Source organism: Winslowiella toletana (assembly GCF_017875465.1).
Lineage (GTDB): Bacteria > Pseudomonadota > Gammaproteobacteria > Enterobacterales > Enterobacteriaceae > Erwinia > Erwinia toletana.
This window is the reverse complement of sequence record NZ_JAGGMQ010000001.1, coordinates 3,948,604-3,970,335: the sequence shown is the minus strand read 5'-3', so window position 1 is coordinate 3,970,335 and position 21,732 is coordinate 3,948,604. Positions and strand designations below refer to the sequence as shown.

The following is a 21,732-nucleotide window of genomic DNA, read 5'->3' as shown; positions in this document are numbered from 1 at the left end:
TGCTCAGCCTCTTTTTCTTTCGCGCCGCCTTTAGCCGCGTTTTTTCTCTATATTGCGTGCTGGCTCTTTCGCCAGCAGCGAGACCACGGCCGGACCAGCCACCATCAATACACCAATACCGCCGAGCAACAGGTTATTGTGGATCACCCGCGACAGCAGCAACAGCACCAGCATCGCGGCGCCGAAGTAGTAAGTGGTGGTGACGTCTTCGAGGAAGTCCCCGAGGTTACGCAGGCGCGGAACGCGCTGTGTCAGCATCATAGCAACGAACACGCTGCTATACATCGCCAGTAAAACCATGCTGACCTGGACCAGCGCCTGATGCTTCCAGCCCCACACCAGGGCGGCGATAAGCAACAGATGCAGTGAAATATGTACACAGGTTTGTCCGGTGACAATCTGAATACGGTTCGACCATTTCATCATTTTCTCCTGGCAGACCCAAGTAAAGGTCGCCCAAGCTGTTACCGACAGGTGTCGGTGACGAATTTCCTCAGACTAACGCAATTTTCGGATTTTGCCGCAAATTACCGCTCATATCGGCACTCTTTTGTGACAAAGACTACACTTTATCCTTAACAAAACGAAAAGGAGAGCGCACACAGTATGTCACAAAAGGCGCAAGGATTTTCATTTAAAGTCCTGACGATTAACACTCACAAGGGTTTTAGCGCTTCAAACCGGCGCTTTATTCTGCCAGAACTGCGTGAAGCAGTGCGTGCAACCAGTGCAGATATTGTCTTGTTACAGGAGGTGATGGGCACCCACGAAACGCATCTGTTAAACGTGGAGAACTGGCCTGAAACACCCCATTACGAATTTCTTGCCGATACCATGTGGAATGATTATGCCTATGGCCGAAATGCGGTCTATCCCGAAGGACACCATGGCAACGCGGTACTGTCGCGTTTTCCTATCGTCAGTTACGAAAATCTTGATATTTCGGTGCCCGATAGTGAAAAGCGCGGCATGTTGCACTGCAAAGTGCAGGTGCCGGATCGGGATATCACTCTGCATGTTATCTGCGTTCACCTTGGATTGCGCGACGCGCACCGCAACGCGCAGATGGAGATGATGTGCCAGCTACTGCAATCGCTACCCGCCGATGCGCCGGTAGTGGTCGCCGGGGATTTCAATGACTGGCAACAGCGCGCTAATCAGCTGCTGGCAGAGGGCGCAGGGTTGGAAGAGGTGTTCAGCCGTGAAAATGGACGGCCAGCACGCACTTTCCCTGCCCGCTTCCCGCTGCTGCGCCTCGATCGTATCTATGTGCGCAATGCCAGCGCCAGTCATCCACAGAAACTCCCGCGCAAACCCTGGTCACATCTCTCCGATCATGCGCCGCTGGCCGTGGAGATTCATCTATGAATATGCAATGGCGCGATGGCAACCGCATCCGTTTGCTGGAAAATGGCGAAGCGTTTTTCCCGCGGGTCTATGGCGCGATTCGTCGCGCGCAACACAGCCTGCTACTGGAAACGTTTATTCTGTTTGAGGACCAGGTTGGCAAAGATCTGCACGCCGAGCTGCTGGCCGCCGCCAGACGCGGCGTAAAGATTGAAATGATGGTCGATGGTTACGGCTCACCGGATCTGTCGGATGAGTATGTGCACAGTCTGACCGCCGAGGGGGTGCGTTTTATCTATTACGATCCGCGCCCGCTGATATTTGGTATGCGTACCAATGTGTTCCGCCGTCTGCATCGCAAAATCGTGGTGGCAGATGGCGAAATCGCCTTTGTGGGTGGGATTAACTTCTCCGAAGAGCATAACTCCAGCTATGGCCCGCAGGCTAAACAGGACTATGCGGTGGAAGTCAAAGGGCCGATTGTTGAGGATATTGCGCGCTATGTGCAGCAGGAGATCGGTAGCGAGCAAGTGACGCGCCGCTGGTGGGGCTATCGCTCTCACCGCCCGGTGCATAACAGTACCCCGGGCGATGCGCAGGCGCTGTTTGTGTTTCGCGATAACGATCAGCACCGTGACGATATTGAGCAGCACTACATGGATATGCTGCGCAGCGCGCAACAGGAGGTGATTATTGCCAATGCCTACTTCTTCCCGGGCTATCGCCTGCTGCGCGAGATGCGCGAGGCGGCAAAACGCGGCGTCAGGGTGAAGCTGATAGTACAGGGCGAACCGGATATGCCGATCGTTAAGGTCGGGGCGGAGCTGCTGTATAACTATCTGCTGGAAGCCGGGGTCGAGATCTATGAGTACATTCGCCGTCCGTTGCACGGCAAAATCGCCGTGCAGGATCAGCAGTGGGCGACCGTCGGCTCCAGCAATCTCGATCCGCTGAGTCTGTCGCTGAACCTGGAGGCCAATCTGATTATCCACGACCGCCAGTTTAACCAGCTGCTGCGTGACAACCTCGAAGGATTGATCGCACGCGACTGCCAGCGCGTTGATGGCAGCAAGCTGCCGAAGCGCAGCTGGTGGCAGATCAGCAAGAGCGTGCTGGTGTTCCACTTTTTACGCCACTTCCCGGCGATTGCTGGCTGGCTGCCCGCCCATACGCCAAAACTGGCGCTGGTGGCGCCGCCGGTACAGCCGGAGATGGAAACACAGGATCGTGTCGAAACAGATAACCCGGGGGCAAAATCCTGATGTCAAAAGCGCATCCAGCCTGGGCACGGGTGAAAAAAGTGCTGACGTGGCTGTTTTTTATCGCCGTTATCGCGCTGCTGGTGGTCTACGCCAAAAAGGTTAACTGGCAGGACGTCTGGGACGTGATTATTAACTACAACCGTACCGCCATTCTGACGGCGGTAGCGCTGGTGGTAGTCAGCTATGCAACCTATGGCCTGTACGATCTGATTGGCCGCGCCTACTGCGGCCATAAACTGGCGAAGCGTCAGGTGATGCTGGTGTCGTTTATCTGCTACGCCTTCAATCTGACGCTCAGCACCTGGGTCGGCGGCGTAGCGATGCGCTATCGACTCTACTCCCGTCTGGGCCTCTCCGGCAGCACGATTACGCGCATCTTCTCGCTAAGTATCGCCACTAACTGGCTGGGTTATATTTTGCTGGCCGGGGTGGTGTTTAGCTGGGGAATGGTGCCGATTCCTGCTGGCTGGTTTATCGGCGAAGGCACCCTGCGCATTATTGGCGTAGTGCTGCTGGCGGTGGTGGTGTTTTATCTTGGCCTGTGCGCCTTCTCAAAACGCCGCCGCTGGACGGTAAAAGGCCAGAAGCTGGCATTGCCGTCACTGCGTATGGCGCTGTTTCAGTTTGCCGTCTCCTGCGCTAACTGGATGGTAATGGGCACCATTATCTGGCTGCTGCTGGCGCAGAAAGTAGATTATCCGGTGGTGCTGGGAGTACTGCTGATCAGCAGTATTGCCGGGGTGATTATTCATATTCCGGCGGGAATTGGTGTACTGGAAGCGGTATTCCTGGCGCTGCTGAGCGGGCAACACGCCTCACATGGCGCGATTATCGCCGCGTTGCTGGCCTACCGGGTGATCTACTTTATCGCCCCACTGCTGCTGGCGCTGGTGCTCTATCTGTGGCTGGAGGGACGCGCCAGTACGCTACGAAAAAAGAATGAAATGGAACGCGAGCCTTCGGCGTAATACTGCAAGGTACGGCATACGCCGTACCTTGTTTTACCCTCAGCGGCGATTACCGAAAATACGCAGCAACATCAGGAACAGGTTAATAAAGTCGAGATAGAGGGTCAGCGCGCCCATAATTGAGAAACGACGCATATTCTCTTTATCATCAACATTGATGCCTTCACCGATATTTTTCAGCTTCTGAGTGTCATACGCGGTTAAACCGACAAACACCACCACGCCGATATAGGTCACAGCCCACATCAGCGCCGTGCTTTTCAGCCAGATATTCACCAGCGACGCCAGCACAATACCGATCAGCGCCATAAACAGCATACTGCCCATTCCGCTTAAATCACGCTTGGTGGTGTAGCCCCAGAAACTCATGGCGCCAAACATCCCGGCAGTAATAAAAAAGGTACTGGCGATCGAAGAGTAGGTATAAACGAGGAAAATACTGGCCATAGTCAGGCCGGTCAGCGCCGAATAGAGCATAAACAGCCCGGTGGCGACCGCCCCGCTCATCTTATGCACCATCCCCGACAGCACAAACACCAGCGCCAGCTGGGCAATAATCAGACCAAAAAAGGTGATGCGGTTGGCGAACACCAGCTCCATTACCGCCGGAGTATTTGCCGCAAACCAGGAGACAAATGCCGTCAGCAACAGGCCACAGGTCATCCAGCCATACACCTGCGCCATATAGGTTTGTATTCCGGTGCTCGTCTGTTGAACAATTGAACCGTTCGACCGTGGAAATCGATCCATGATGCGCTCCTTAGCGTTAAGTAAAAGTGACCTCTTTGAAGTGTGGCACAAGCCGCAGCAAATTGGCATCGCTACAGTTTTACCATTCATTTCGCCAGTGATGCACGATAACTATCAAGATTGTCGCCACCAGGCCGATAGTGAGGCAGACAGGAGTTCGCCTGACAGGAAGTTATCACCGTTTTTACTGCAATAACTTCACTGTTGACCGGGGAATTCAAATTCTATGTCCAGCCTCTCGCTGCGAAAAAATAAAATGAGCACTCGCACCCTGATGCTGATTACAGGTGTGCTGACTATTGGCCTGGGTTTCACTGTGACGATTGGTCTGCTGAGCTGGCAGTCCAGTCAGCAGCAGCGCAATCTGGCAAAAGATTATCTGGCGCAGATTGCTCGCTCTAACACCCTTGTCGTGCAGCAAAAACTCGATGCTGCGCTGTATGCCGCGCGCGCCCTCGGGCAGAGCGCTTACAGCCTGAAGCAGGCAAATCTTGCCCAGCGTTCGGGCGCCGATGTTCTGCTGAAAAACAGCCTCGCGGCCCACGACGATTTTCTCTCGATGTCGCTGGCATTTGAAGCCAACGCCTTTGATGGCAAAGACAGCGAGTTCGCCACGCAGGCGGACCAGGATCCGGCTGGACGCTATGTGCGTTATGTCGATCGCGATACCGCCGGGCAGCCCGCGGTGCATAACCTCACCGATTACGACGTCGCCGGTAGCGGCAATTACTATCTGCTGCCCCGTCAGCGACAGAAAGAGGTCATCCTCGAACCCTATATCTATCCCTATAACGGTGTGGATGTGATGCTGACGTCGATTGCCGCCCCAATCATGGTGGACGGCAAGTTTATCGGCTCGGCCACCGCTGATTTCTCACTGGAAACCCTGCAAAAAACCATTGATGCGATTAAACCGTGGCAGGGCAGCGGCTACGCATTACTGCTGTCGCACGATGGCAAAGTGGTCTCCAGCCCGGATAAAAGTACCGTCGGTAAAACGTACAATGCCAACGGCAGTCATACCGACGCCGGCATCAGCGAGACCTTTGATGCAGTTTTGCAACAGGATGCCTTTGTGGTGTGGCAACCGATCACCATCGGTAACAGCGCCACCCCCTGGCGGCTGGCGATTGTCGCCCCGGTCAGCAACGTGATGGCTGAAGCCAACCGTCAGCTGCACTACGCGCTGGTCATGATGCTGCTCAGTATTGTTATTGTCTGTGCGGTACTCGGCGCTATCTTCAGCCGTAAAGTAGTGAAGCCAATTGGCGGTGAACCGTCGCAGGCGGCGGAAATCGCGCTGGCGATCGCCGACGGTAACCTCACCGGCGAAGTCCCCGTCAGCCGCAACGATCGCCAGAGCATCTTCTTTGCCATGTACACCATGCAGCAACAATTACGCCATATTGTCAGCGATATTTTGGCCGCCAGCAGTTCGGTCCGCGACGGCGCCAGTGAAATTGCCAGTGGCAACCTCGATCTGGCTTCCCGCACCGAGCAGCAGGCCGCTGCGCTGGAACAGACCGCCGCCAGTATGGAGCAGCTTACCGCAACGGTGAAACATAACGCCGATAACGCGCATCAGGCCACCGCCCTGACCGGACAGGCAACCGATATTGCCCGCCGCGGCGAGCTGCTGGTAAGCCAGGTGGTGGCGATTATGGAGCAAATCGACGAAAGTTCGCGCAAAATTGGCGATATTACCAGCCTGATTAACGGCATTGCCTTCCAGACCAATATTCTGGCGCTGAACGCCGCAGTGGAAGCGGCGCGCGCCGGTGAACAGGGGCGTGGTTTTGCGGTGGTGGCGGCGGAGGTTCGCAGTCTGGCGCAACGCAGTGCTGGCGCGGTAAAAGAGATCTCCGCACTTATTGAAGAATCGACTCAGCGCGTCACCAGCGGCGTCACACTGGTGCGTGACGCCGGAAAAACCATGCAGGAGATGACCCATGCTGTGGGATCGGTACAAAGTATTATCGGCGAAATCGTTCACGCCTCCGACGAACAGTCACAGGGCATCAGCCAGGTGACGATCGCCGTCAACGAGATGGATGGCGTCACCCAGCAGAACTCTGCGCTGGTGCAGCAGATGTCCGCCGCCGCCGCATCGCTGGAAGATCAGGCTAAACATCTGGCGCAAACGGTCGAGAAATTCCAGCTGGATCAGGCTTAATCGCTGTTGTATGGCGCTTAGCGCGCCATACAGGCCTGATAGCGACTGTCCACCCGCTGGGCAAACCAGGCGGTGGTCAGGTTGCGGGTAATTTTCGGGCTTTCCAGTTTAATGCCGGGCAACATTTCGCGCGCCACGGGTTTGCCCGCCATCTTATCGGCAAGCGTAAACAGATCGCGGTACAGGTCGGTATCGGCAAATTCTGCGCTATCGCCCTTCTCCAGCGCCCGACGAATCGCCCGCTCGCTGAGATCCAGCCGCTTGCTCAGGGTGCGCACCGCCAGTTCTGTCGAGCTGGGCTGATCGGAACCATAGATGATCAGGTCGCCATCCAGCGCCAGTTTCATCCCGGTAGTGCGCGTCACCGCTGCCTGAAACGCGGCGTTACGGCTGGCGTACCAGCCAGCGTTAAAGTCAGCAAAACGGTATAGCGGCCGACTGTAACTGGCCGGATAGCCCAGCAGATGTCTGGTGCCAAACCAGATGCCGCCACGACGGCTAAACACCTCATGGCGGATGCTGTCCTCAATCGGGTAAGGGTAGCCTTTGGCATTGGCTTCGGCGAAGGCGATACTCACCTGCATCGGGCCGCCGGTGTGAATCGGATTAAGATTACCAAACAGCTTCTGCCCCATTGGCACCATATCTATAAAGTCATCGAAAATAGCGCTCAGCTCTTTTTCGCTGCGCACGTTGTCGAGGCGTTCACTGTAGCTTTTGCCGTTGGGCGATTTAATCAGCAGCGCGGTGCGCACCACAAATGCCGGCACATGCACTTTAGCGGCACGGCGTTCAATCTCGCCCCAGGCGATTTTTGGCAGGCCGGGAACCGCCGAATCGGCATTGAAGGTCGATTCCTGGTCGATAACGGCAATCACCGCGCAGATATTGCTGGCGCTCGGCGCAATCTCCTGGGTACGCAACGCGGTAGCGATATCCGTTGCCCACCCCGCTTTATTGCTGACCTTCGCCGGTATCAGTCTGACTATATCGGCTTTGACATCGGCCGGGCTTCTGGCCGGTGCCTCAATGGTTTTTTTACTGCTACATCCCGCCAGCACCAGCAGTGCAAGCAGCACGACGCCGCGCGGGGAAAATGGAGATAACATGCAGATCCTCAGGAATTTTTATGCTGCAGGCACCTTAACCAACCTGTAGCCGTGAATCCATCAGATTAGGCCAGTTTTCCCGATCAGGACTGCCAGGCCGGATAGGTGAAAAACAGCAGATGCAGCAGATTAAGGGCAAAATGAAACAGGGTCGCCACCCACAGGCGGCCAGTCCACATCCATGCCAGCCCGTAAATTATCCCGGCCAGCGTGGCAAACAGCACCAGCAGCACACCGCCCGCCAGATGACAGATGCCAAACAGCAACGCACTGATCAGCAGGCCCGCCAGCGGCCCGATAAACTGACTGAGACGCCGCTGCAGATAGCCGCGGAACAATGCTTCTTCCGCCAGGCTGACAAAAAACAGGTTGGCGAGGAAAAACTGGCCAATCCATTGCGGCGCATGGGGTTCAATTTTTAAACCGCCAAATGCGGTCGCCATTAACAACAGCAGCGGCAGACTCAGGATTAGCGGCAACCAGTAAATCGCCGCCGGTTGACGCAGGGGTCGGGTGCGAAACAGCGTCGGTATAATCGCCAGAAAAACAAAAGGTAGCAGCGCCTTATCGAAGTTATAGTACATCGAAAACGGCGCACTCATCTCACCGGCGCGTACCTGATCCAGCACCCTGACGTTATTAAAACCGGGGGTAAAATGGCTGAGCAAATTGATCGCAATAAACAGCAGCAGTAACTCCGCGCTAATCGCCAGCGCGCTGATATGACGATAGCGATGCAACAGTAGTGCAATCACCGCCACCACCATCATCACCCCTACACCGGCAAGCGTCAGCACGCCGCTGTATGTGGCCCAGACGGTGGTCAGCAGCAGCAGTAATGCGCCGGTATAACGGTTAAAGCTGGCAGCCAGCAGCGAGAAGGCAAGTAAGATCCACATATAAAAGTCCCTTTTATGACGTGTGAAAAAACGAGGTTTTGCCCGAAACGCTAATCTTAACGTTACAGGGACTATTTAGCACCTGTTGCTATGCGGTCTGCTACTTACTCCCAGCGGCGGGCGGCCTGCTTATCGCTGTCACGCGCATCGACCCAGCGGTCGCCCTGCGGTGTGGCTTCGCGCTTCCAGAACGGCGCGCGGGTTTTCAGATAATCCATCATAAATTCAGCGGCGGCGAAGGCGGCGCTGCGATGCGCGCCGGTCACCCCCACCATCACGATTTCATCGCCGGGAAACAGTTCGCCAATACGATGAATCAGAGTCACACGTTGCAGCGGCCAGCGCTGACGGGCTTCGGCGACGATCTCTTCCAGCGCTTTTTCGGTCATCCCCGGATAGTGCTCCAGCGTCAGCGCCGAAACATCATCACCGAGATTGTGATTGCGCACTTTGCCGGTAAAGGTCACCACGGCGCCATCTTCATCGCAGGCGGCCAGCCACTGGTACTCCTCGGCCATACTAAATGGCTGATGACCGACACGAATACGGGTTTCCATATCAGCCTCCGGTAACCGGTGGGAAGAACGCCACTTCATCACCATCTTTCAGCGGATGCTGCAACGCCACCAGCGTCTGATTGACCGCCGCCAGCAGCTTGCCAGACTCCAGCGCCAGCGACCAGCGGTTGCTCTGTGCGGCCAGCGCTACGCGCAGCGCTTCAACATCGCTAAACTCTGCCGCCATCTCCAGCTGGTTAACGCCCACCAGCTCACGCACCTGAGCAAAAAACAGCACCTTAATCATGGCTTACCGCCTGAAAATCGCCGGACTTACCGCCGCTTTTGCTTAACAGGCGCAGATTATCGATGGTGATATCCTTTTGCACCGCTTTACACATATCGTAAATGGTCAGCGCCGCCACTGATGCGGCGGTCAGTGCTTCCATCTCCACACCCGTTTTGCCGGTTAAACGGCAGCAGGATTCAATGCGTACCCGATGATGTTGTGGCTCGGCGCTGAGGGTCACTTCCACTTTGCTCAGCATCAGCGGATGGCAGAGCGGGATCAGTTCCCAGGTGCGTTTCGCCGCCTGAATGCCGGCAATCCGTGCGGTGGCGAACACATCACCTTTGTGGTGGCTGCCATCGATAATCATTTGCAGGGTGTCAGGGTGCATCACCACAAAAGCTTCAGCACGCGCCTCGCGCACCGTTTCGGTCTTGGCGGAAACGTCCACCATATGGGCCTCACCTGAGGCGTTGATATGGGTCAATTGCGACATACTTATGGCTTCTTTAAATGCGAAATAAAATTACAGGGACGGGTGCGGGCATCCAGCTGGTCAGCAATAATGCGTTCCCAGGCGCTGCGACAGGCGTTGCCGGAACCGGGGATTGCAAAGATCAGCGTCTGATTCGCCATCCCCGCCAGCGCACGCGATTGCAGGGTGGCGCTGCCAATGTCTTCATACGAGACCATGCGGAACAGTTCGCCAAAACCGTCAATCTGACGATCAAACAGCGGTTGCAGCGCTTCCGGCGTGCTGTTGCTGGCGCTGAAACCGGTGCCGCCATTGATCAGGATCACCTGCACGTCGTCACTGGCGATCCAGCTGGAGACGATGGCGCGAATACGGTACTTATTATCTTTCACGATGGCGTGATCAATTACTTCATGACCCGCTTCACTGGCCGCTTCACGCAGATAGTCGCCGGAACTGTCGTTCGTGGCGTCACGTTTGTCGGAAACGGTCAGTACCGCAATCGCCGCGGCTTTAAATTCTGATTCGGGTTTGTCCATTACGCTTCTCCAGGCCGGTTAGCCACCAATAAATGACAGATTCTGAGTAATGCCGGTATTGCCCTGATGCAGGAAATGGGTCTGTTTTTTGCTGTTCAGGCTGGCGGCAATCCGTGCCTGTAGCTCCTGCTGCTGATCGTCGCGGGCCAGCAGGTCGCGCAGCGGCACGCCACCCTCGCCAAACAGGCACAGATGCAGGTTGCCGACGGCGGAGACGCGCAGGCGGTTACAGCTGGCGCAGAAATCTTTTTCATACGGCATAATCAGGCCGATTTCGCCCTGATAATCCGCATGGCGGAACACCTGCGCCGGACCATCACTGCGCTCCCGCGCCTGCCGTTGCCAGCCGCGCGCCAGCAGCCGATCGCGGATCACTTCCCCGGAGATATGGTGCTGGCGAAACAGCGCGCTGCTGTCGCCGGTTTCCATCAGTTCGATAAAGCGCAGCTGAATCGGACGGTCACGGATCCAGTCAAGAAAGGTCTCCAGACTGTGATGATTCACATCACGCATCAGCACCGCATTGACTTTGACTTTACTGAAACCGGCCGTAAACGCCGCATCAATACCGCGCATCACCTGATGGAATTTATCCTGGCCGGTGATGGCGTGAAACTGGCGGGCATCGAGGCTGTCGACGCTGACATTCAGCGCGGTCAGTCCGGCGTCGCGCCAGGCGGCGACATCGCGCTCAAGCCGATAGCCATTGGTGGTGACCGCCAGCTGGCGAATCCCCGGGTTTTCGCGCACGGCGGCGATAATCTCGCAGAAATCACGGCGCAGCGAGGGTTCGCCGCCGGTCAGGCGCACCTTCTCGGTACCCGACGCGGCGAAGGCACGGGTAATCCGCCGGATCTCATCCAGTGACAAAAAGCTTTTATTGGTGACGCCTTGCGGTTTATAACCGTCGGGCAGGCAATAGGTACAACGAAAGTTGCATACGTCTGTGATCGACAAGCGCAAGTAATAAAACTTGCGCTCAAAATTATCAGTAAATTGTGACACCAGAACACCTTTCCAAATACGGGAGATGCAGTCATTTCTTTCTGCACCCTGGCAGCTCAAAGGCTACGGCCAGTACACCCTATCGCGAGGACTTAGGTATAAAGGCTAGAGTGTGATCGGCAGCGGGGCTGTCAATCGCGGTGAAATAATTCTAACGCTAACAGCAAGGCGATACCACTAACACTTTTCGCTATATATTATGATATATAACGAATTTACACGCATTTTCGCTGCGCGATCGGGTAAAATGCGTCAACATTTATATTTATTAACAAGCGTTATTAACGAAGGCCAGGCCCAAACTGGCAAGTAAGATCGCTTATTCAGGAGAGATATGCGTAATCGCACCTTAGCGGATTTAGACCGCGTCGTCGCCATTGGTGGGGGACATGGATTAGGTCGCGTAATGTCGGCGCTTTCGCCGCTGGGTTCACGGCTGACAGGCATCGTGACTACCACGGATAATGGCGGTTCTACCGGGCGCATTCGCCGTTCCGAAGGGGGGATTGCCTGGGGCGATATGCGCAACTGCCTGAATCAGCTGATTACCGAACCCAGCGTGGCGTCAGCAATGTTTGAGTACCGTTTTAGCGGTAATGGTGAGCTCTCCGGCCATAACCTCGGCAACCTGATGCTGAAAGCGCTCGATCATCTTAGCGTACGGCCAATCGAGGCGATAAACCTGATCCGCAACCTGCTAAAGGTCGATGCTTTTCTGATCCCGATGTCAGAACAACCGGTGGATCTGGTAGCGCTGGACAGTGAGGGCCATCTTATTTATGGCGAAACCGATATCGACCAGATGAAACTGCCACCGCAGGAGCTGATGCTGTCTCCGTCGGTCAGCGCCACGCGCGAAGCGGTTGAGGCGATTGGTGAAGCTGATTTAATTTTAATTGGCCCTGGCAGTTTCTATACCAGTCTGATGCCGGTGTTGCTGATTGATGAAATGGCGCAGGCGCTGCGGCGCACTCCGGCCACTATGGTGTTTATTGGCAACCTGGGACGCGAACTCAGCCCGGCGGCGGCCAGCCTGACGCTGGCTGATAAGCTGGCGCTGATGGAAAAATATATCGGTAAGAAGGTCATTGATGCTGTAGTGGTAAGTCCGCATAGCGATATTACGGGCGTGGAAGATCGGCTGGTGATCCGTGAACCGCTGGAGGCCGCCGATATTAAATATCGTCACGACCGCCGGTTACTGCATGCGGCGCTGGAACACGCCATTCAGGCGATTGGCTGACATGTTTAGCGGTAATCGCTGATGGCAGCGACTGCCGCCATCAGCACGACAAACTCCCTCCTCCCGCTGTAACGTTTCAGTTCTTACTAAAAAGCAGAGCTCTCTGCACAGCAGATCAGAACGTTCTGTGCGATCCCATAAGCGAAGCTGATTAGAATTTAATAACTAAACCAAAGTACAGTACCCACCTGAACTTTAGTCTATCGCCAGGCCTGTGCGGCGCGATAACGGATAAGGTGGAGCCAAAATTAAGCGGCTGTTTTCACTTGATTTTAAACTTTGGCACATCAATTTTTTGACAGGTCACAGGATATTAAATGAGTCATTTTTTTGCTACCCGAACTTTCCATTAACACTATTACGGAACCCGGCGCTGAGTATTCATTATGCTGGGACAAACTGAGGTATGGTCGCGATGAGCACTATTTTTATTGAATACTCCGGACTCTGGCTGGTTGTCGGTATTCTTTCCGCTGGCGTGATTTCCAGTCAGTTACTTTCCAGTCAGCCTGTGGTTATTCGCAGGCTGGCAGGTGATTTGCTGCGGGGAGGGATAGTTGCAATTATTATATGGGCTTATTTTTCATCAGAAAATTGTTCTCTATATTATATGATTATCATGGCGGGGTTTTCCGCAGTGGCATGGCCGCATATTATTGGTGAGTTTATAGCGATCGTAGTCACAAGTTTTAAACGATTTTTACCCGCTGACAGAAAAGAGTAATAAATACGTTTATTACTGCCATGAATGGCTCTTCACATATGCCCGACAACTTAATAATTTCAGATCACTGAAGAGAAGCCATAGCCAGTTTGGTCGCCATGTCGATGACATCAGCGATGATTTAGTGCGAGCATACCATAGACAAGAGGAATAAATTGATGCATAAAGGTTTTTTCTTTAATAATGAAAAGAACAATTATATAAAAGAATATCTTGAAGAAAAGTTATTGGAATATGGGAAGATGAATTATGCTTATCTCGTGATAAATAAAAGTAATTTAGATGAAATAATGGTTATCAGCGACTTAAATGACTATTTCAAAAACACTTATTTAAGAAAAAAATTTCAAAATGTAGATCCTGTCATTATCAATGCCCTCAATCGGTTTTCACTGCTTGCCTGGGATGAAAAGCTGGTGGTTAACTCTCAATGGAATAATTCTAAATGCTGCCAGAAATCGTGGGGGTATATCTTAAAATCAGTAACACCTTATAATATAATCAGTGGGCAGACTTTTGTTTTACATGATAATAATGGCAATCTGGCATTGTTATCGTTATATATTAACAAATTTTTAATGGCGGATATTTATGACAACGTTAAAAAAAACAAAGACCAGCTTCAGGGACTTTTAATCAATATCCATGAAATGTAGCTTTGTCTCTACCGTAAAGACCAAAAAACTGACCATATCATAATTGATAAAAATATTTTCTCTTGCCGTGAGACTGAAATACTTTACTGGTGCAGCACAGGTAAAACCTACTCGGAAATTGCCCATATGCTTAACATCTCCGTTAGTACAGTGAAATTCCATATGGGGAATACTGTGAGAAAACTGGGGGTTAATAATGCAAAACATGCCATCAGACTGGGCATCGAACTGAATATTTTTTCTGCTTATCCTGAGAGATAAGTGAAATCTGCTTTACTCTCACCAATCGGTTGAACCATGCAGCTTAGCCTGACAGAGCAGATCTATCCTTGTGATAATTCGGCATTTATTCTTGTTTACATTAAACTGAGACGCTGTGCCAGCAAAAGCCATCTTGCTGGCATCTGAGTTATGCTCTGCTCATTAAATTAAATGCGATAAACAGCAGCCTTTGCATCCCCTGTTATTACGAAGCCGCAATAAACAGCTCGCGCGCCTCATGCAGGCGATCGCGCACCGCCGCCGCCTCTTCAAACTCCAGATTCTGTGCATGTTGCTGCATCTGCACTTCCAGCTCATGAATTTTCTTCTGTAGCGCCTGCGGCGTCAGTGCCAGGTAGCCTTCGTCAGCCTCTTCCACCACCCGTGAAGATTTACCGCGTCCGCGGGTTTTGTTTTTGCCATAGCCCTGGCCCAGCTGCAGAATATCGGCGATCTTTTTGTTCAGCCCCTGCGGCACAATGCCGTTATCGAGGTTGTACTGATGCTGCTTCTCGCGACGGCGCTCGGTTTCGCTGATAGCTTTAGCCATCGACGCGGTGATGCGATCGCCATACAGAATCGCTTTACCATTAATATTACGCGCCGCGCGCCCGATAGTCTGGATCAGCGAGCGTTCAGAACGCAGGAAGCCCTCTTTATCGGCATCGAGGATCGCCACCAGCGACACTTCCGGCATATCCAGCCCTTCACGCAACAGGTTGATGCCGACCAGCACATCAAACTCTCCCAGACGCAGGTCGCGGATAATCTCGACACGCTCCACGGTGTCGATATCCGAGTGCAGATAGCGCACACGCTCACCATGTTCTTCAAGGTACTCCGTCAGATCTTCGGCCATGCGCTTGGTCAGCGTGGTCACCAGCACGCGTTCGTTAATCGCCACGCGCTTACGGATTTCCGACAGCAGATCATCGACCTGGGTGCCCACCGGGCGCACTTCAATTAACGGGTCGAGCAGACCGGTCGGACGCACCACCTGATCGATAATCTCTTCACCGGATTTTTCCAGTTCATAGTTGCCCGGCGTCGCCGAAACATAGATGGTTTGCGGCGCCAGCGCCTCAAACTCTTCAAACTTCATCGGGCGGTTATCCAGCGCCGACGGCAGACGGAAGCCATACTCCACCAGCGTCTCTTTGCGCGCGCGGTCGCCGCGATACATGCCGCCAATTTGCGGAATAGTGACATGCGACTCATCCACTACCAGCAAACCATCGGCTGGCAGATAGTCAAACAGCGTCGGCGGCGCTTCGCCCGGTCCGCGTCCGGAGAGATAGCGCGAGTAGTTTTCAATGCCGGAGCAGTAACCCAGCTCATTCATCATCTCTAAATCAAACTGGGTGCGCTGCGACAGACGCTGCTCTTCCAGCAACTTGTTGTTCGCCAGCAGCACCTGACGGCGATCGGCCAGCTCGACTTTAATCTCTTCCATCGCGGTCAGAATACGTTCGCGCGGCGTCACGTAGTGCGTTTTTGGATAGATGGTATAGCGCGGCAATACTTCCAGCACCTGACCGGTCAGCGGGTCCAGCAGCGACAGGCGCTCGACTTCCTGGTCAAACAGTTCCACACGCAGCGCAATCTCATCGGATTCCGCCGGGAAGATATCGATTACCTCACCGCGCACGCGGAAGGTGCCGCGCTGGAACGCCTGGTCATTGCGGGTGTATTGCAGCTCAGTCAGACGGCGCAGTATCGCGCGCTGATCGATAATCATGCCGCGCGTCAGATGCAGCATCATTTTCAGATAGAGATCGGGATCGCCAAGGCCATAGATCGCTGATACCGACGCCACCACAATCACATCACGGCGTTCCAGCAGCGCTTTGGTCGCCGACAGACGCATCTGCTCAATATGTTCGTTAACCGAGGCGTCCTTTTCAATAAAGGTATCTGAACTCGGTACATAGGCTTCCGGCTGATAGTAGTCGTAGTAAGAGACGAAATACTCCACCGCGTTATCAGGGAAAAACTCTTTCATTTCACCATACAGCTGCGCGGCGAGGGTTTTATTCGGCGCCAGCACCATGGTGGGGCGATTCAGATCGGCAATCACATTGGCAATGGTAAAGGTCTTACCCGATCCGGTCACCCCCAGCAGTGTCTGATGGGCAAGACCATCCTCCAGCCCTTCCTCAAGACGACGAATGGCCTCAGGCTGATCGCCTGCTGGTTGAAATGCAGAATTGAGTTTAAAAACTTTGCTCATTGATGGGCTACCTGATGAAGAAACGCGCGAACCGGAGTGTAATTCTACTCGTCCCTGACGATTTTTCCAGAAAATTATACTGGATATAATGACAGTTATTTTGCATGATGCTTCGCCAGAAAGCAAAGCGTCACTTTCACTCGCCATAATTGGGCAGAAGCCCGAGGATCGACGTGCAAGGTTATCCCCAGAAGTTTCTATCGTTTAACATTTGTCAAGCATACTGTAGTGAAACCGTCATCTGAAAAAAGCCGGAAAAGCCTCAGGCTTGATTTTCATCAACGTGTTGATTTTTAACTAATTGATTCCTGAGTCGAGTTTAGCAGCAGTTAAAGGCCAGGCCGCGTCCGCTCTCGTCTGCCACATGTTGTCAGAATCTAATACACAAGGTTATCCACAGGAATAGTGGATAACTGATTACAACGCCCGAAACGTCTGGTGTGTATAAAACCGTGCTGCACTCTAATTGCACGCTGAATTATTTTTTTTTCGCTTTTTTTCATCTTATCTTAGCGCCAGACAGCTTAAGCAATGCATAACTTATGCCGGGATGCCACTGCTTTTTACCCCCTATTTCTGGTGTCACAACTGGTACGGCGCTGCCTTGTCGCGGACCATTTGCACCAGCGGATGAAGGTATAAAGCACCGCCTCAGTGCAGAGCCAAATTGACCTTTGCGCCATTGTTTAGCAACGTTCACCTATTCGCACCGGTAATTACTTTATCTGTGCGATGAAAACCCCCACTACTCCCCCTTTCTGGCCTGATAATTGCAACACTTATCCACCACCTCGCGCTTTCATTACACCAGAGCGATCGCACGAAGCCGTGGCAACAACGTTTTCCGCCCTGAGGCCATGCGCCAGCGGACGGGAATAATCAGTGCCAGCGGAAAATTGTCTGGAAGGAGAGTGTCAGATGTTAAGCTTACGCGCAGTGAATCAGTTTTACGGACAGAATCATATTCTGTGGGATGTTGACCTTGATCTGCCACCAGGCACCTGTACCGGCATACTCGGCAGCCCCGGCATGGGAAAAACCACGCTGGTTAACTGCATCATGGGTAATTTACCGGTTAACAGCGGCAGCATGACCTGGCAGGAAGATGACTCGCCGCCTAAAAATCTGCTGTTACAGCCAATGGAGACGCGTGCGCGCATGGGAATCGGTTATGTGCCGCAGGGCCGCCAGATTTTCTCCCAGCTCAGCGTCGAGGATAACCTGCTGATTGCGTTGCTGGCGGGTCAGGACGATCGCCATCGCGCCATTCCGCCGATGGTTTATGAACTGTTTCCCCACCTCTACTCACTGCGTCATCAGCGTAGTGGCGAGTTGCCGGCCGACCAGCAGCAACAGCTGGCGCTGGCGCGCGCGCTGGTGCTGCAACCGAAGCTGCTAATCCTGGATGAGCCGACGGAAGGCATGTCGCCGTGGCTGGAGGAGGAGATGGGCAATCTGATCCATCGTCTGAATCATGATTTTGGTCTGACCATCCTGCTGCTGGAACAGCGCCTGTCGTTTATCCGCCGCGTGGCCGACTACTTTCTGTTACTGCACCGCGGACGGAATGTGGCGCAGGGCAAAGTCGCCCAGCTGGATGACAGCATGGTCAATATGTGGATGACCGTATCCTGATGCTGCGGGACGCAACCGGTCCCGCAACCTTAAGGTTATTCAGGCAGGCGCAGATAGCCGCCCAGCTGGTTAAAGGCCGCACTGTTGGTCAGATATGGGATCTCGCCTAAAAACGGTGCAGAGAGTCGCTGACGCAGGCTGGCGAGGTATTCCTGATGGCGTCGCCCCGCTGGCTGCACATCGTTGGCAATCCAGCCGGCAAAAGGCAGACCCGCAGCGGCTATTGCCTGCGCCGTCAGTAACGCATGATTGATACAACCGAGTTTGATTCCCACCACCAGAATCACCGGTAACTGCTCGGTCACGACCCAGTCGGCAAAGGTCTGATGTTCAGAGAGGGGGGTAAACCAGCCGCCCGCGCCTTCGGTCAGTACCCAGTCAGCCTGCGCACTGATGGTTGCCAGCCCCGCTGATAGCTGGCTAAATTCAATCGGCCTGCCCTCTTCAGCGCTGATAATATGCGGCGAGGTGGGTTCCATAAACACCAGCGGATTCACCTGTTCATAAGGCAGCGTCAGCGAACTGTACTTTTGCAGCGCCAGCGCGTCGCTATTGCGTACCCCGTCTGCGGTTAACTCGCTACCTGAAGCCACCGGCTTATAGCCGACCGCGCAATACCCTGCCTGTACTGCCGCCTGCAATAACGCCGTACTGGCGACGGTTTTTCCCACTTCTGTATCGGTTCCGGTTACAAACCAGCGCTTAATCACAACGAAATCACTCCAAAAATTAAATGGTAACTGAGCAGACAGCCGCGCTGATCGCGCGACCAGCACCGCTCCAGCTGTTGCAGACGCTGACGGGTCATCAGTCCCGCACTGCGCCCCTGATGCAGGTGGGTCGCGCCAATGCCTTTCAGTGAACGCATCGCCGCCAGCACATCAGGAAACGCCAGCGTCAGACGCTGCTCGCTAAGTTGCAGATGTTTACCGGCAGCGGCGGCGGTAATCTGCCCGACGCTGAGAAAATTATTAACATGGCTGGCGCCATCCAGCTGGCGCCAGGCGTCACGCACCTCATTTAACGAATCGGCGGCAAGAGTGGAGAACATCACCTTGCCACCAACTCGCGTCACCCGGCACAGCTGATTCAGCGCATGCTGTAAATCATCACACCATTGCACCGCCAGATTGCTCCAGCACAGGTCGACAGCACCATCAGGCAGCGGCAAATCGTCAATATCGCCTGCCAGATAGTGGTGCGCCGCCGCGCGGCTTTGCGCCTCGGCCAGCATCGCTGGCGACAGATCGAGCGCGGTGACCTGAAAACCACGATCGCGCCAGCGCTGACTAAACCAGCCGGTGCCGCAACCGGCATCCAGCACGCTGCGATAACCGGAAACTTCGGTGAGAGACATTAATCTGTCGCCACATATGCGTTGCAGTTCCGCATGATGGTTATAGGTTTGCGCCGCACGACCAAAGGCCTGCGCCACAGCCTGTTTATTCACCTTTGGCGTCATACAACCTCTCCAGTAAACCATCGATATCCTGTGGCTGATGGCTGGCATTCAGCGTGATACGCAGCCGCGCGGTGCCGGGCGGCACGGTTGGCGGACGAATGGCGCTGACCCAGCAGCCGCGTGCGCGCAGTTCTGTCGCCAGATCCAGCGCCGGCTGGTTTTCACCCACAATCAGCGGCTGAATGGCAGTGTGCGATTCAGTGAGACGCCATGGCAGATCGCCTGCACCGCGGCGGAAGTGGGCGATATTTTCCGCCAGTTGCTGACGCAGATCATCCCCCTGCTGCACCGCCTGTAAAGCCGCCTGCAAAGCACAGGCCTGCGCCGGTGGCATCGAGGTGCTGTAGATCAGATGGCGGGCAAACTGCAGCAGGTAGTCGGCAGTATCGTTATCACACAATACCGCTGCGCCGCTGACGCCAAAGGCTTTACCAAAAGTGACCACCAGCAGTTCAGGCCGCACCTGCTGTTGCTGGCAGCTACCGCGCCCCTGCTCGCCCAGCACGCCAATACCATGGGCATCATCAACCATCAGCCAGCTGTTATGCTGCCGCGCCAGCTGCTGCAAATCGGCCAGCGGCGCGCTGTCACCGTCCATGCTGAACACGCCTTCGGTCACCACCAGCGTTTCGCCAGCCGTGTGTGGCGTGAGCAGTTTTTGCAGGCTGGCGGGCTGATTATGGGCAAAGCGCCGTAGCGTCGCCGGGCTATGGCTGGCGGCTTCCAGCAGTGACGCATGGGACAGCTTATCGGCGAAGATACGATCATCTTTGCCGGTTAACGCGGCAATTAGCGCCTGATTGGCGGCAAAACCGGAAATAAACAGCAGCGCACGCGGATAGCCCAGCCAGTCGGCCAGTTCATCCTCCAGCTCCGCATGCGGACGGCAATAGCCGGTTACATGACCGGAGCCGCCCGAGCCGACGCCGTAGCGTTCTGCGCCCTGTTGCCAGGCGCGGATCACCCGTAAATCGTGGCTGAGCCCGAGATAGTCATTGCCGGAGAAGTTGCGATAACGCTGCCCCGCCACCTCAATCCAGCGCGCATCGCCCTGTTGATTTAGCGTGCGCTGACGCAGGCGTCCACTCTCCTGCCGCTGCGCCAGCGCTGAGGTGATTCGATGTTGCCAGCTCATCAGACTGCCGCGTTATAGAACTGCTCGGTATCGGCGTTCAGCAGCTGGCCCGCCAGCACCTGTTGCTGTTCATTATCACCCGATTCAGTGGTGGTATGTTCAGGGTTCAGCCCCAGCTTGCGGAACAGCTGCAGGTCTTTATCCTCTTCCGGATTAGGTGTGGTCAGCAGTTTGCAGCCGTAGAAAATCGAGTTAGCACCCGCCATAAAACACATCGCCTGGGTCTGCTCACTCATCTGTTCACGGCCCGCCGACAGCCGCACATGCGAGGCAGGCATCATAATGCGCGCCACGGCGATGGTGCGGATAAAATCAAAAGGTTCCACATCGTCGTTATCCGCCATTGGCGTGCCTTTCACTTTGACCAGCATATTGATCGGCACACTTTCCGGCGGTACCGGCAGATTCGCCAGCTGCACCAGCAACCCGGCGCGATCTTTAACGGTTTCGCCAAGACCGACAATCCCGCCGGAGCAGACTTTAATGCCCGCATCACGCACTTTGCCCAGCGTGTCCAGGCGCTCCTGGTAGCTGCGGGTAGTGATAATGCTGCCGTAGAATTCCGGCGAGGTATCGAGGTTGTGGTTGTAGTAATCAAGACCGGCATCAGCAAGACGGTTAGCCTGGCTCTCATCCAGCGTACCCAGCGTCATACAGGTTTCCATCCCCATCGCTTTTACGCCTTTTACCATCTGCTCAAGATAAGGTAAGTCGCGGTTATGCGGGTTTTTCCATGCCGCACCCATACAGAAACGACTGGAACCGGCAGCTTTCGCTTTGCGCGCCGAAGCCAGCACTTCCTCAACTTCCATCAGGCGCTCCGACTCCAGACCGGTTTTATAGCGCGCGCTCTGCGGGCAGTACTTACAGTCTTCCGGACAGGCGCCAGTTTTGATCGATAACAGGGTGCTGACCTGCACCTGACGCGGGTCAAAATGCTGACGATGGATCTGTTGCGCTTCAAACATCAGTTCAAGAAAGGGTTTATCAAACAGGTCTTGCGCCTGTGATACTGTCCAGCGTTGTGCCATTGCATGCTCCAAAAAGGTCGGTCGTTTTATCTGTACTGCTGA

The 21,732-nt window shown here is 54.4% G+C and carries 23 protein-coding genes and 1 riboswitch; of the genes, 9 read left to right on the top strand and 14 right to left on the bottom strand.

Translation table 11 applies throughout. The features are described from left to right. Positions 1–30 precede the first annotated feature (30 nt). Positions 31–423 (bottom strand): YbhQ family protein, encoded by a 393-nt coding sequence (locus J2125_RS18555; RefSeq protein WP_017799088.1) that lies wholly within the window; start codon positions 421–423, stop codon positions 31–33. Positions 424–606: 183 nt separating this feature from the next. Here J2125_RS18555 and J2125_RS18550 point away from each other — a divergent pair, with 183 nt between their 5' ends. From J2125_RS18550 to J2125_RS18540, 3 genes are read left to right on the top strand one after another with little or no spacing between them, the layout of a single operon-like run. Next, the gene (locus tag J2125_RS18550; RefSeq protein WP_017799087.1) at positions 607–1,368 is read left to right on the top strand and encodes an endonuclease/exonuclease/phosphatase family protein; all 762 of its coding nucleotides are present in this window, start codon (positions 607–609) and stop codon (positions 1,366–1,368) included. Continuing rightward, positions 1,365–2,609 (top strand): cardiolipin synthase ClsB, encoded by a 1,245-nt coding sequence (gene clsB, locus J2125_RS18545; protein WP_017799086.1) that lies wholly within the window; start codon positions 1,365–1,367, stop codon positions 2,607–2,609. Before J2125_RS18550 ends, clsB begins: the two co-directional genes overlap by 4 nt. Then, positions 2,609–3,577, top strand: coding sequence for a lysylphosphatidylglycerol synthase domain-containing protein (locus tag J2125_RS18540; RefSeq protein ID WP_017799085.1), 969 nt, complete (start codon positions 2,609–2,611; stop codon positions 3,575–3,577). The genes clsB and J2125_RS18540 overlap by 1 nt, the downstream gene beginning before the upstream one ends. A 39-nt stretch (positions 3,578–3,616) precedes the next feature. Here the strand turns inward: J2125_RS18540 and J2125_RS18535 are convergent, their stop codons facing one another. Continuing rightward, entirely contained in the window at positions 3,617–4,327 is a 711-nt protein-coding gene (locus J2125_RS18535; protein ID WP_026111429.1) for a Bax inhibitor-1/YccA family protein, read from the bottom strand. A gap of 226 nt (positions 4,328–4,553) precedes the next feature. On the opposite strand from J2125_RS18535, the gene J2125_RS18530 reads away from it, so the two are divergent. Beyond that, positions 4,554–6,500, top strand: a complete 1,947-nt coding sequence (locus tag J2125_RS18530) for a methyl-accepting chemotaxis protein (RefSeq protein ID WP_017799083.1) — start codon at positions 4,554–4,556, stop codon at positions 6,498–6,500. A 17-nt stretch (positions 6,501–6,517) separates the two neighbouring features. On the opposite strand, the gene J2125_RS18525 is transcribed toward J2125_RS18530, so the two are convergent. The 7 genes from J2125_RS18525 to moaA all read right to left on the bottom strand — a co-directional run bounded on the left by J2125_RS18525 (position 6,518) and on the right by moaA (position 11,316). After that, positions 6,518–7,609, bottom strand: coding sequence for a DUF1615 domain-containing protein (locus tag J2125_RS18525; RefSeq protein ID WP_017799082.1), 1,092 nt, complete (start codon positions 7,607–7,609; stop codon positions 6,518–6,520). Between the two features lie 83 nt (positions 7,610–7,692). Further along, positions 7,693–8,508 carry a CPBP family intramembrane glutamic endopeptidase gene (locus tag J2125_RS18520; protein WP_017799081.1) on the bottom strand — a complete coding sequence of 272 codons (816 nt, stop codon included), beginning with the start codon at positions 8,506–8,508 and terminating at the stop codon, positions 7,693–7,695. Between the two features lie 104 nt (positions 8,509–8,612). Then, positions 8,613–9,065, bottom strand: coding sequence for a molybdopterin synthase catalytic subunit MoaE (gene moaE / locus J2125_RS18515; protein WP_017799080.1), 453 nt, complete (start codon positions 9,063–9,065; stop codon positions 8,613–8,615). A gap of 1 nt (position 9,066) precedes the next feature. Further along, entirely contained in the window at positions 9,067–9,312 is a 246-nt protein-coding gene (gene moaD / locus J2125_RS18510) for a molybdopterin synthase sulfur carrier subunit (RefSeq protein ID WP_017799079.1), read from the bottom strand. Continuing rightward, on the bottom strand, positions 9,305–9,790 hold the full coding sequence (moaC, locus tag J2125_RS18505) for a cyclic pyranopterin monophosphate synthase MoaC (protein WP_017799078.1): 486 nt from the start codon (positions 9,788–9,790) through the stop codon (positions 9,305–9,307). The genes moaD and moaC overlap by 8 nt, the downstream gene beginning before the upstream one ends. Positions 9,791–9,792: 2 nt before the next feature. Beyond that, entirely contained in the window at positions 9,793–10,308 is a 516-nt protein-coding gene (gene moaB / locus J2125_RS18500; RefSeq protein WP_017799077.1) for a molybdenum cofactor biosynthesis protein B, read from the bottom strand. Positions 10,309–10,326: 18 nt separating this feature from the next. Next, positions 10,327–11,316, bottom strand: coding sequence for a GTP 3',8-cyclase MoaA (gene moaA / locus J2125_RS18495; RefSeq protein WP_085939515.1), 990 nt, complete (start codon positions 11,314–11,316; stop codon positions 10,327–10,329). Then, positions 11,304–11,438, bottom strand: a riboswitch (molybdenum cofactor riboswitch). Its footprint overlaps the gene before it by 13 nt. 209 nt (positions 11,439–11,647) lie before the next feature. Here moaA and J2125_RS18490 point away from each other — a divergent pair. From J2125_RS18490 to J2125_RS25195, 4 genes are all read left to right on the top strand, one after another. Then, a complete protein-coding gene (locus J2125_RS18490; RefSeq protein WP_017799075.1) occupies positions 11,648–12,556 on the top strand; it encodes a gluconeogenesis factor YvcK family protein in 909 nt (302 codons plus the stop codon). 415 nt (positions 12,557–12,971) lie between these two features. Continuing rightward, the gene (locus tag J2125_RS18485) at positions 12,972–13,280 is read left to right on the top strand and encodes a hypothetical protein (RefSeq protein ID WP_051050816.1); all 309 of its coding nucleotides are present in this window, start codon (positions 12,972–12,974) and stop codon (positions 13,278–13,280) included. Between the two features lie 158 nt (positions 13,281–13,438). Then, a complete protein-coding gene (locus tag J2125_RS18480) occupies positions 13,439–13,936 on the top strand; it encodes an autoinducer binding domain-containing protein (RefSeq protein ID WP_017799073.1) in 498 nt (165 codons plus the stop codon). A 36-nt stretch (positions 13,937–13,972) separates the two neighbouring features. After that, positions 13,973–14,197 (top strand): response regulator transcription factor, encoded by a 225-nt coding sequence (locus tag J2125_RS25195; protein ID WP_338063258.1) that lies wholly within the window; start codon positions 13,973–13,975, stop codon positions 14,195–14,197. Positions 14,198–14,402: 205 nt separating this feature from the next. On the opposite strand, the gene uvrB is transcribed toward J2125_RS25195, so the two are convergent. Beyond that, positions 14,403–16,427, bottom strand: a complete 2,025-nt coding sequence (gene uvrB, locus J2125_RS18475; RefSeq protein WP_017799072.1) for an excinuclease ABC subunit UvrB — start codon at positions 16,425–16,427, stop codon at positions 14,403–14,405. 918 nt (positions 16,428–17,345) lie between these two features. On the opposite strand from uvrB, the gene J2125_RS18470 reads away from it, so the two are divergent. Further along, entirely contained in the window at positions 17,346–18,062 is a 717-nt protein-coding gene (locus J2125_RS18470) for an ATP-binding cassette domain-containing protein (protein WP_017799071.1), read from the top strand. 35 nt (positions 18,063–18,097) lie between these two features. On the opposite strand, the gene bioD is transcribed toward J2125_RS18470, so the two are convergent. Genes bioD through bioB form a run of 4 tightly spaced genes read right to left on the bottom strand, consistent with a single transcriptional unit; the run spans position 18,098 to position 21,690 of the window. After that, positions 18,098–18,772 carry a dethiobiotin synthase gene (gene bioD, locus J2125_RS18465; RefSeq protein ID WP_017799070.1) on the bottom strand — a complete coding sequence of 225 codons (675 nt, stop codon included), beginning with the start codon at positions 18,770–18,772 and terminating at the stop codon, positions 18,098–18,100. Beyond that, entirely contained in the window at positions 18,769–19,524 is a 756-nt protein-coding gene (gene bioC / locus J2125_RS18460; RefSeq protein WP_017799069.1) for a malonyl-ACP O-methyltransferase BioC, read from the bottom strand. Before bioC ends, bioD begins: the two co-directional genes overlap by 4 nt. Then, complete coding sequence (bioF, locus tag J2125_RS18455) at positions 19,505–20,659, bottom strand: 8-amino-7-oxononanoate synthase (protein WP_017799068.1); 1,155 nt, start codon at positions 20,657–20,659, stop codon at positions 19,505–19,507. The genes bioC and bioF overlap by 20 nt, the downstream gene beginning before the upstream one ends. Next, on the bottom strand, positions 20,659–21,690 hold the full coding sequence (gene bioB, locus J2125_RS18450; protein ID WP_017799067.1) for a biotin synthase BioB: 1,032 nt from the start codon (positions 21,688–21,690) through the stop codon (positions 20,659–20,661). The genes bioF and bioB overlap by 1 nt, the downstream gene beginning before the upstream one ends. Positions 21,691–21,732 lie beyond the last annotated feature (42 nt).

Coding starts and splice junctions, on each gene's coding strand:
- J2125_RS18470 (WP_017799071.1), top strand. CDS start 17,346: ATGTTAAGCTTACGCGCAGTGAATCAGTTTTACGGACAGAATCATATT.
- bioC (WP_017799069.1), bottom strand. CDS start 19,524: ATGACGCCAAAGGTGAATAAACAGGCTGTGGCGCAGGCCTTTGGTCGT.
- uvrB (WP_017799072.1), bottom strand. CDS start 16,427: ATGAGCAAAGTTTTTAAACTCAATTCTGCATTTCAACCAGCAGGCGAT.
- J2125_RS18555 (WP_017799088.1), bottom strand. CDS start 423: ATGAAATGGTCGAACCGTATTCAGATTGTCACCGGACAAACCTGTGTA.
- moaB (WP_017799077.1), bottom strand. CDS start 10,308: ATGGACAAACCCGAATCAGAATTTAAAGCCGCGGCGATTGCGGTACTG.
- clsB (WP_017799086.1), top strand. CDS start 1,365: ATGAATATGCAATGGCGCGATGGCAACCGCATCCGTTTGCTGGAAAAT.
- J2125_RS18490 (WP_017799075.1), top strand. CDS start 11,648: ATGCGTAATCGCACCTTAGCGGATTTAGACCGCGTCGTCGCCATTGGT.
- J2125_RS18485 (WP_051050816.1), top strand. CDS start 12,972: ATGAGCACTATTTTTATTGAATACTCCGGACTCTGGCTGGTTGTCGGT.
- J2125_RS18525 (WP_017799082.1), bottom strand. CDS start 7,609: ATGTTATCTCCATTTTCCCCGCGCGGCGTCGTGCTGCTTGCACTGCTG.
- moaC (WP_017799078.1), bottom strand. CDS start 9,790: ATGTCGCAATTGACCCATATCAACGCCTCAGGTGAGGCCCATATGGTG.
- J2125_RS18550 (WP_017799087.1), top strand. CDS start 607: ATGTCACAAAAGGCGCAAGGATTTTCATTTAAAGTCCTGACGATTAAC.
- J2125_RS18540 (WP_017799085.1), top strand. CDS start 2,609: ATGTCAAAAGCGCATCCAGCCTGGGCACGGGTGAAAAAAGTGCTGACG.
- J2125_RS18520 (WP_017799081.1), bottom strand. CDS start 8,508: ATGTGGATCTTACTTGCCTTCTCGCTGCTGGCTGCCAGCTTTAACCGT.
- J2125_RS18480 (WP_017799073.1), top strand. CDS start 13,439: ATGCATAAAGGTTTTTTCTTTAATAATGAAAAGAACAATTATATAAAA.
- moaD (WP_017799079.1), bottom strand. CDS start 9,312: ATGATTAAGGTGCTGTTTTTTGCTCAGGTGCGTGAGCTGGTGGGCGTT.
- moaE (WP_017799080.1), bottom strand. CDS start 9,065: ATGGAAACCCGTATTCGTGTCGGTCATCAGCCATTTAGTATGGCCGAG.
- bioF (WP_017799068.1), bottom strand. CDS start 20,659: ATGAGCTGGCAACATCGAATCACCTCAGCGCTGGCGCAGCGGCAGGAG.
- J2125_RS18530 (WP_017799083.1), top strand. CDS start 4,554: ATGTCCAGCCTCTCGCTGCGAAAAAATAAAATGAGCACTCGCACCCTG.
- bioB (WP_017799067.1), bottom strand. CDS start 21,690: ATGGCACAACGCTGGACAGTATCACAGGCGCAAGACCTGTTTGATAAA.
- J2125_RS18535 (WP_026111429.1), bottom strand. CDS start 4,327: ATGGATCGATTTCCACGGTCGAACGGTTCAATTGTTCAACAGACGAGC.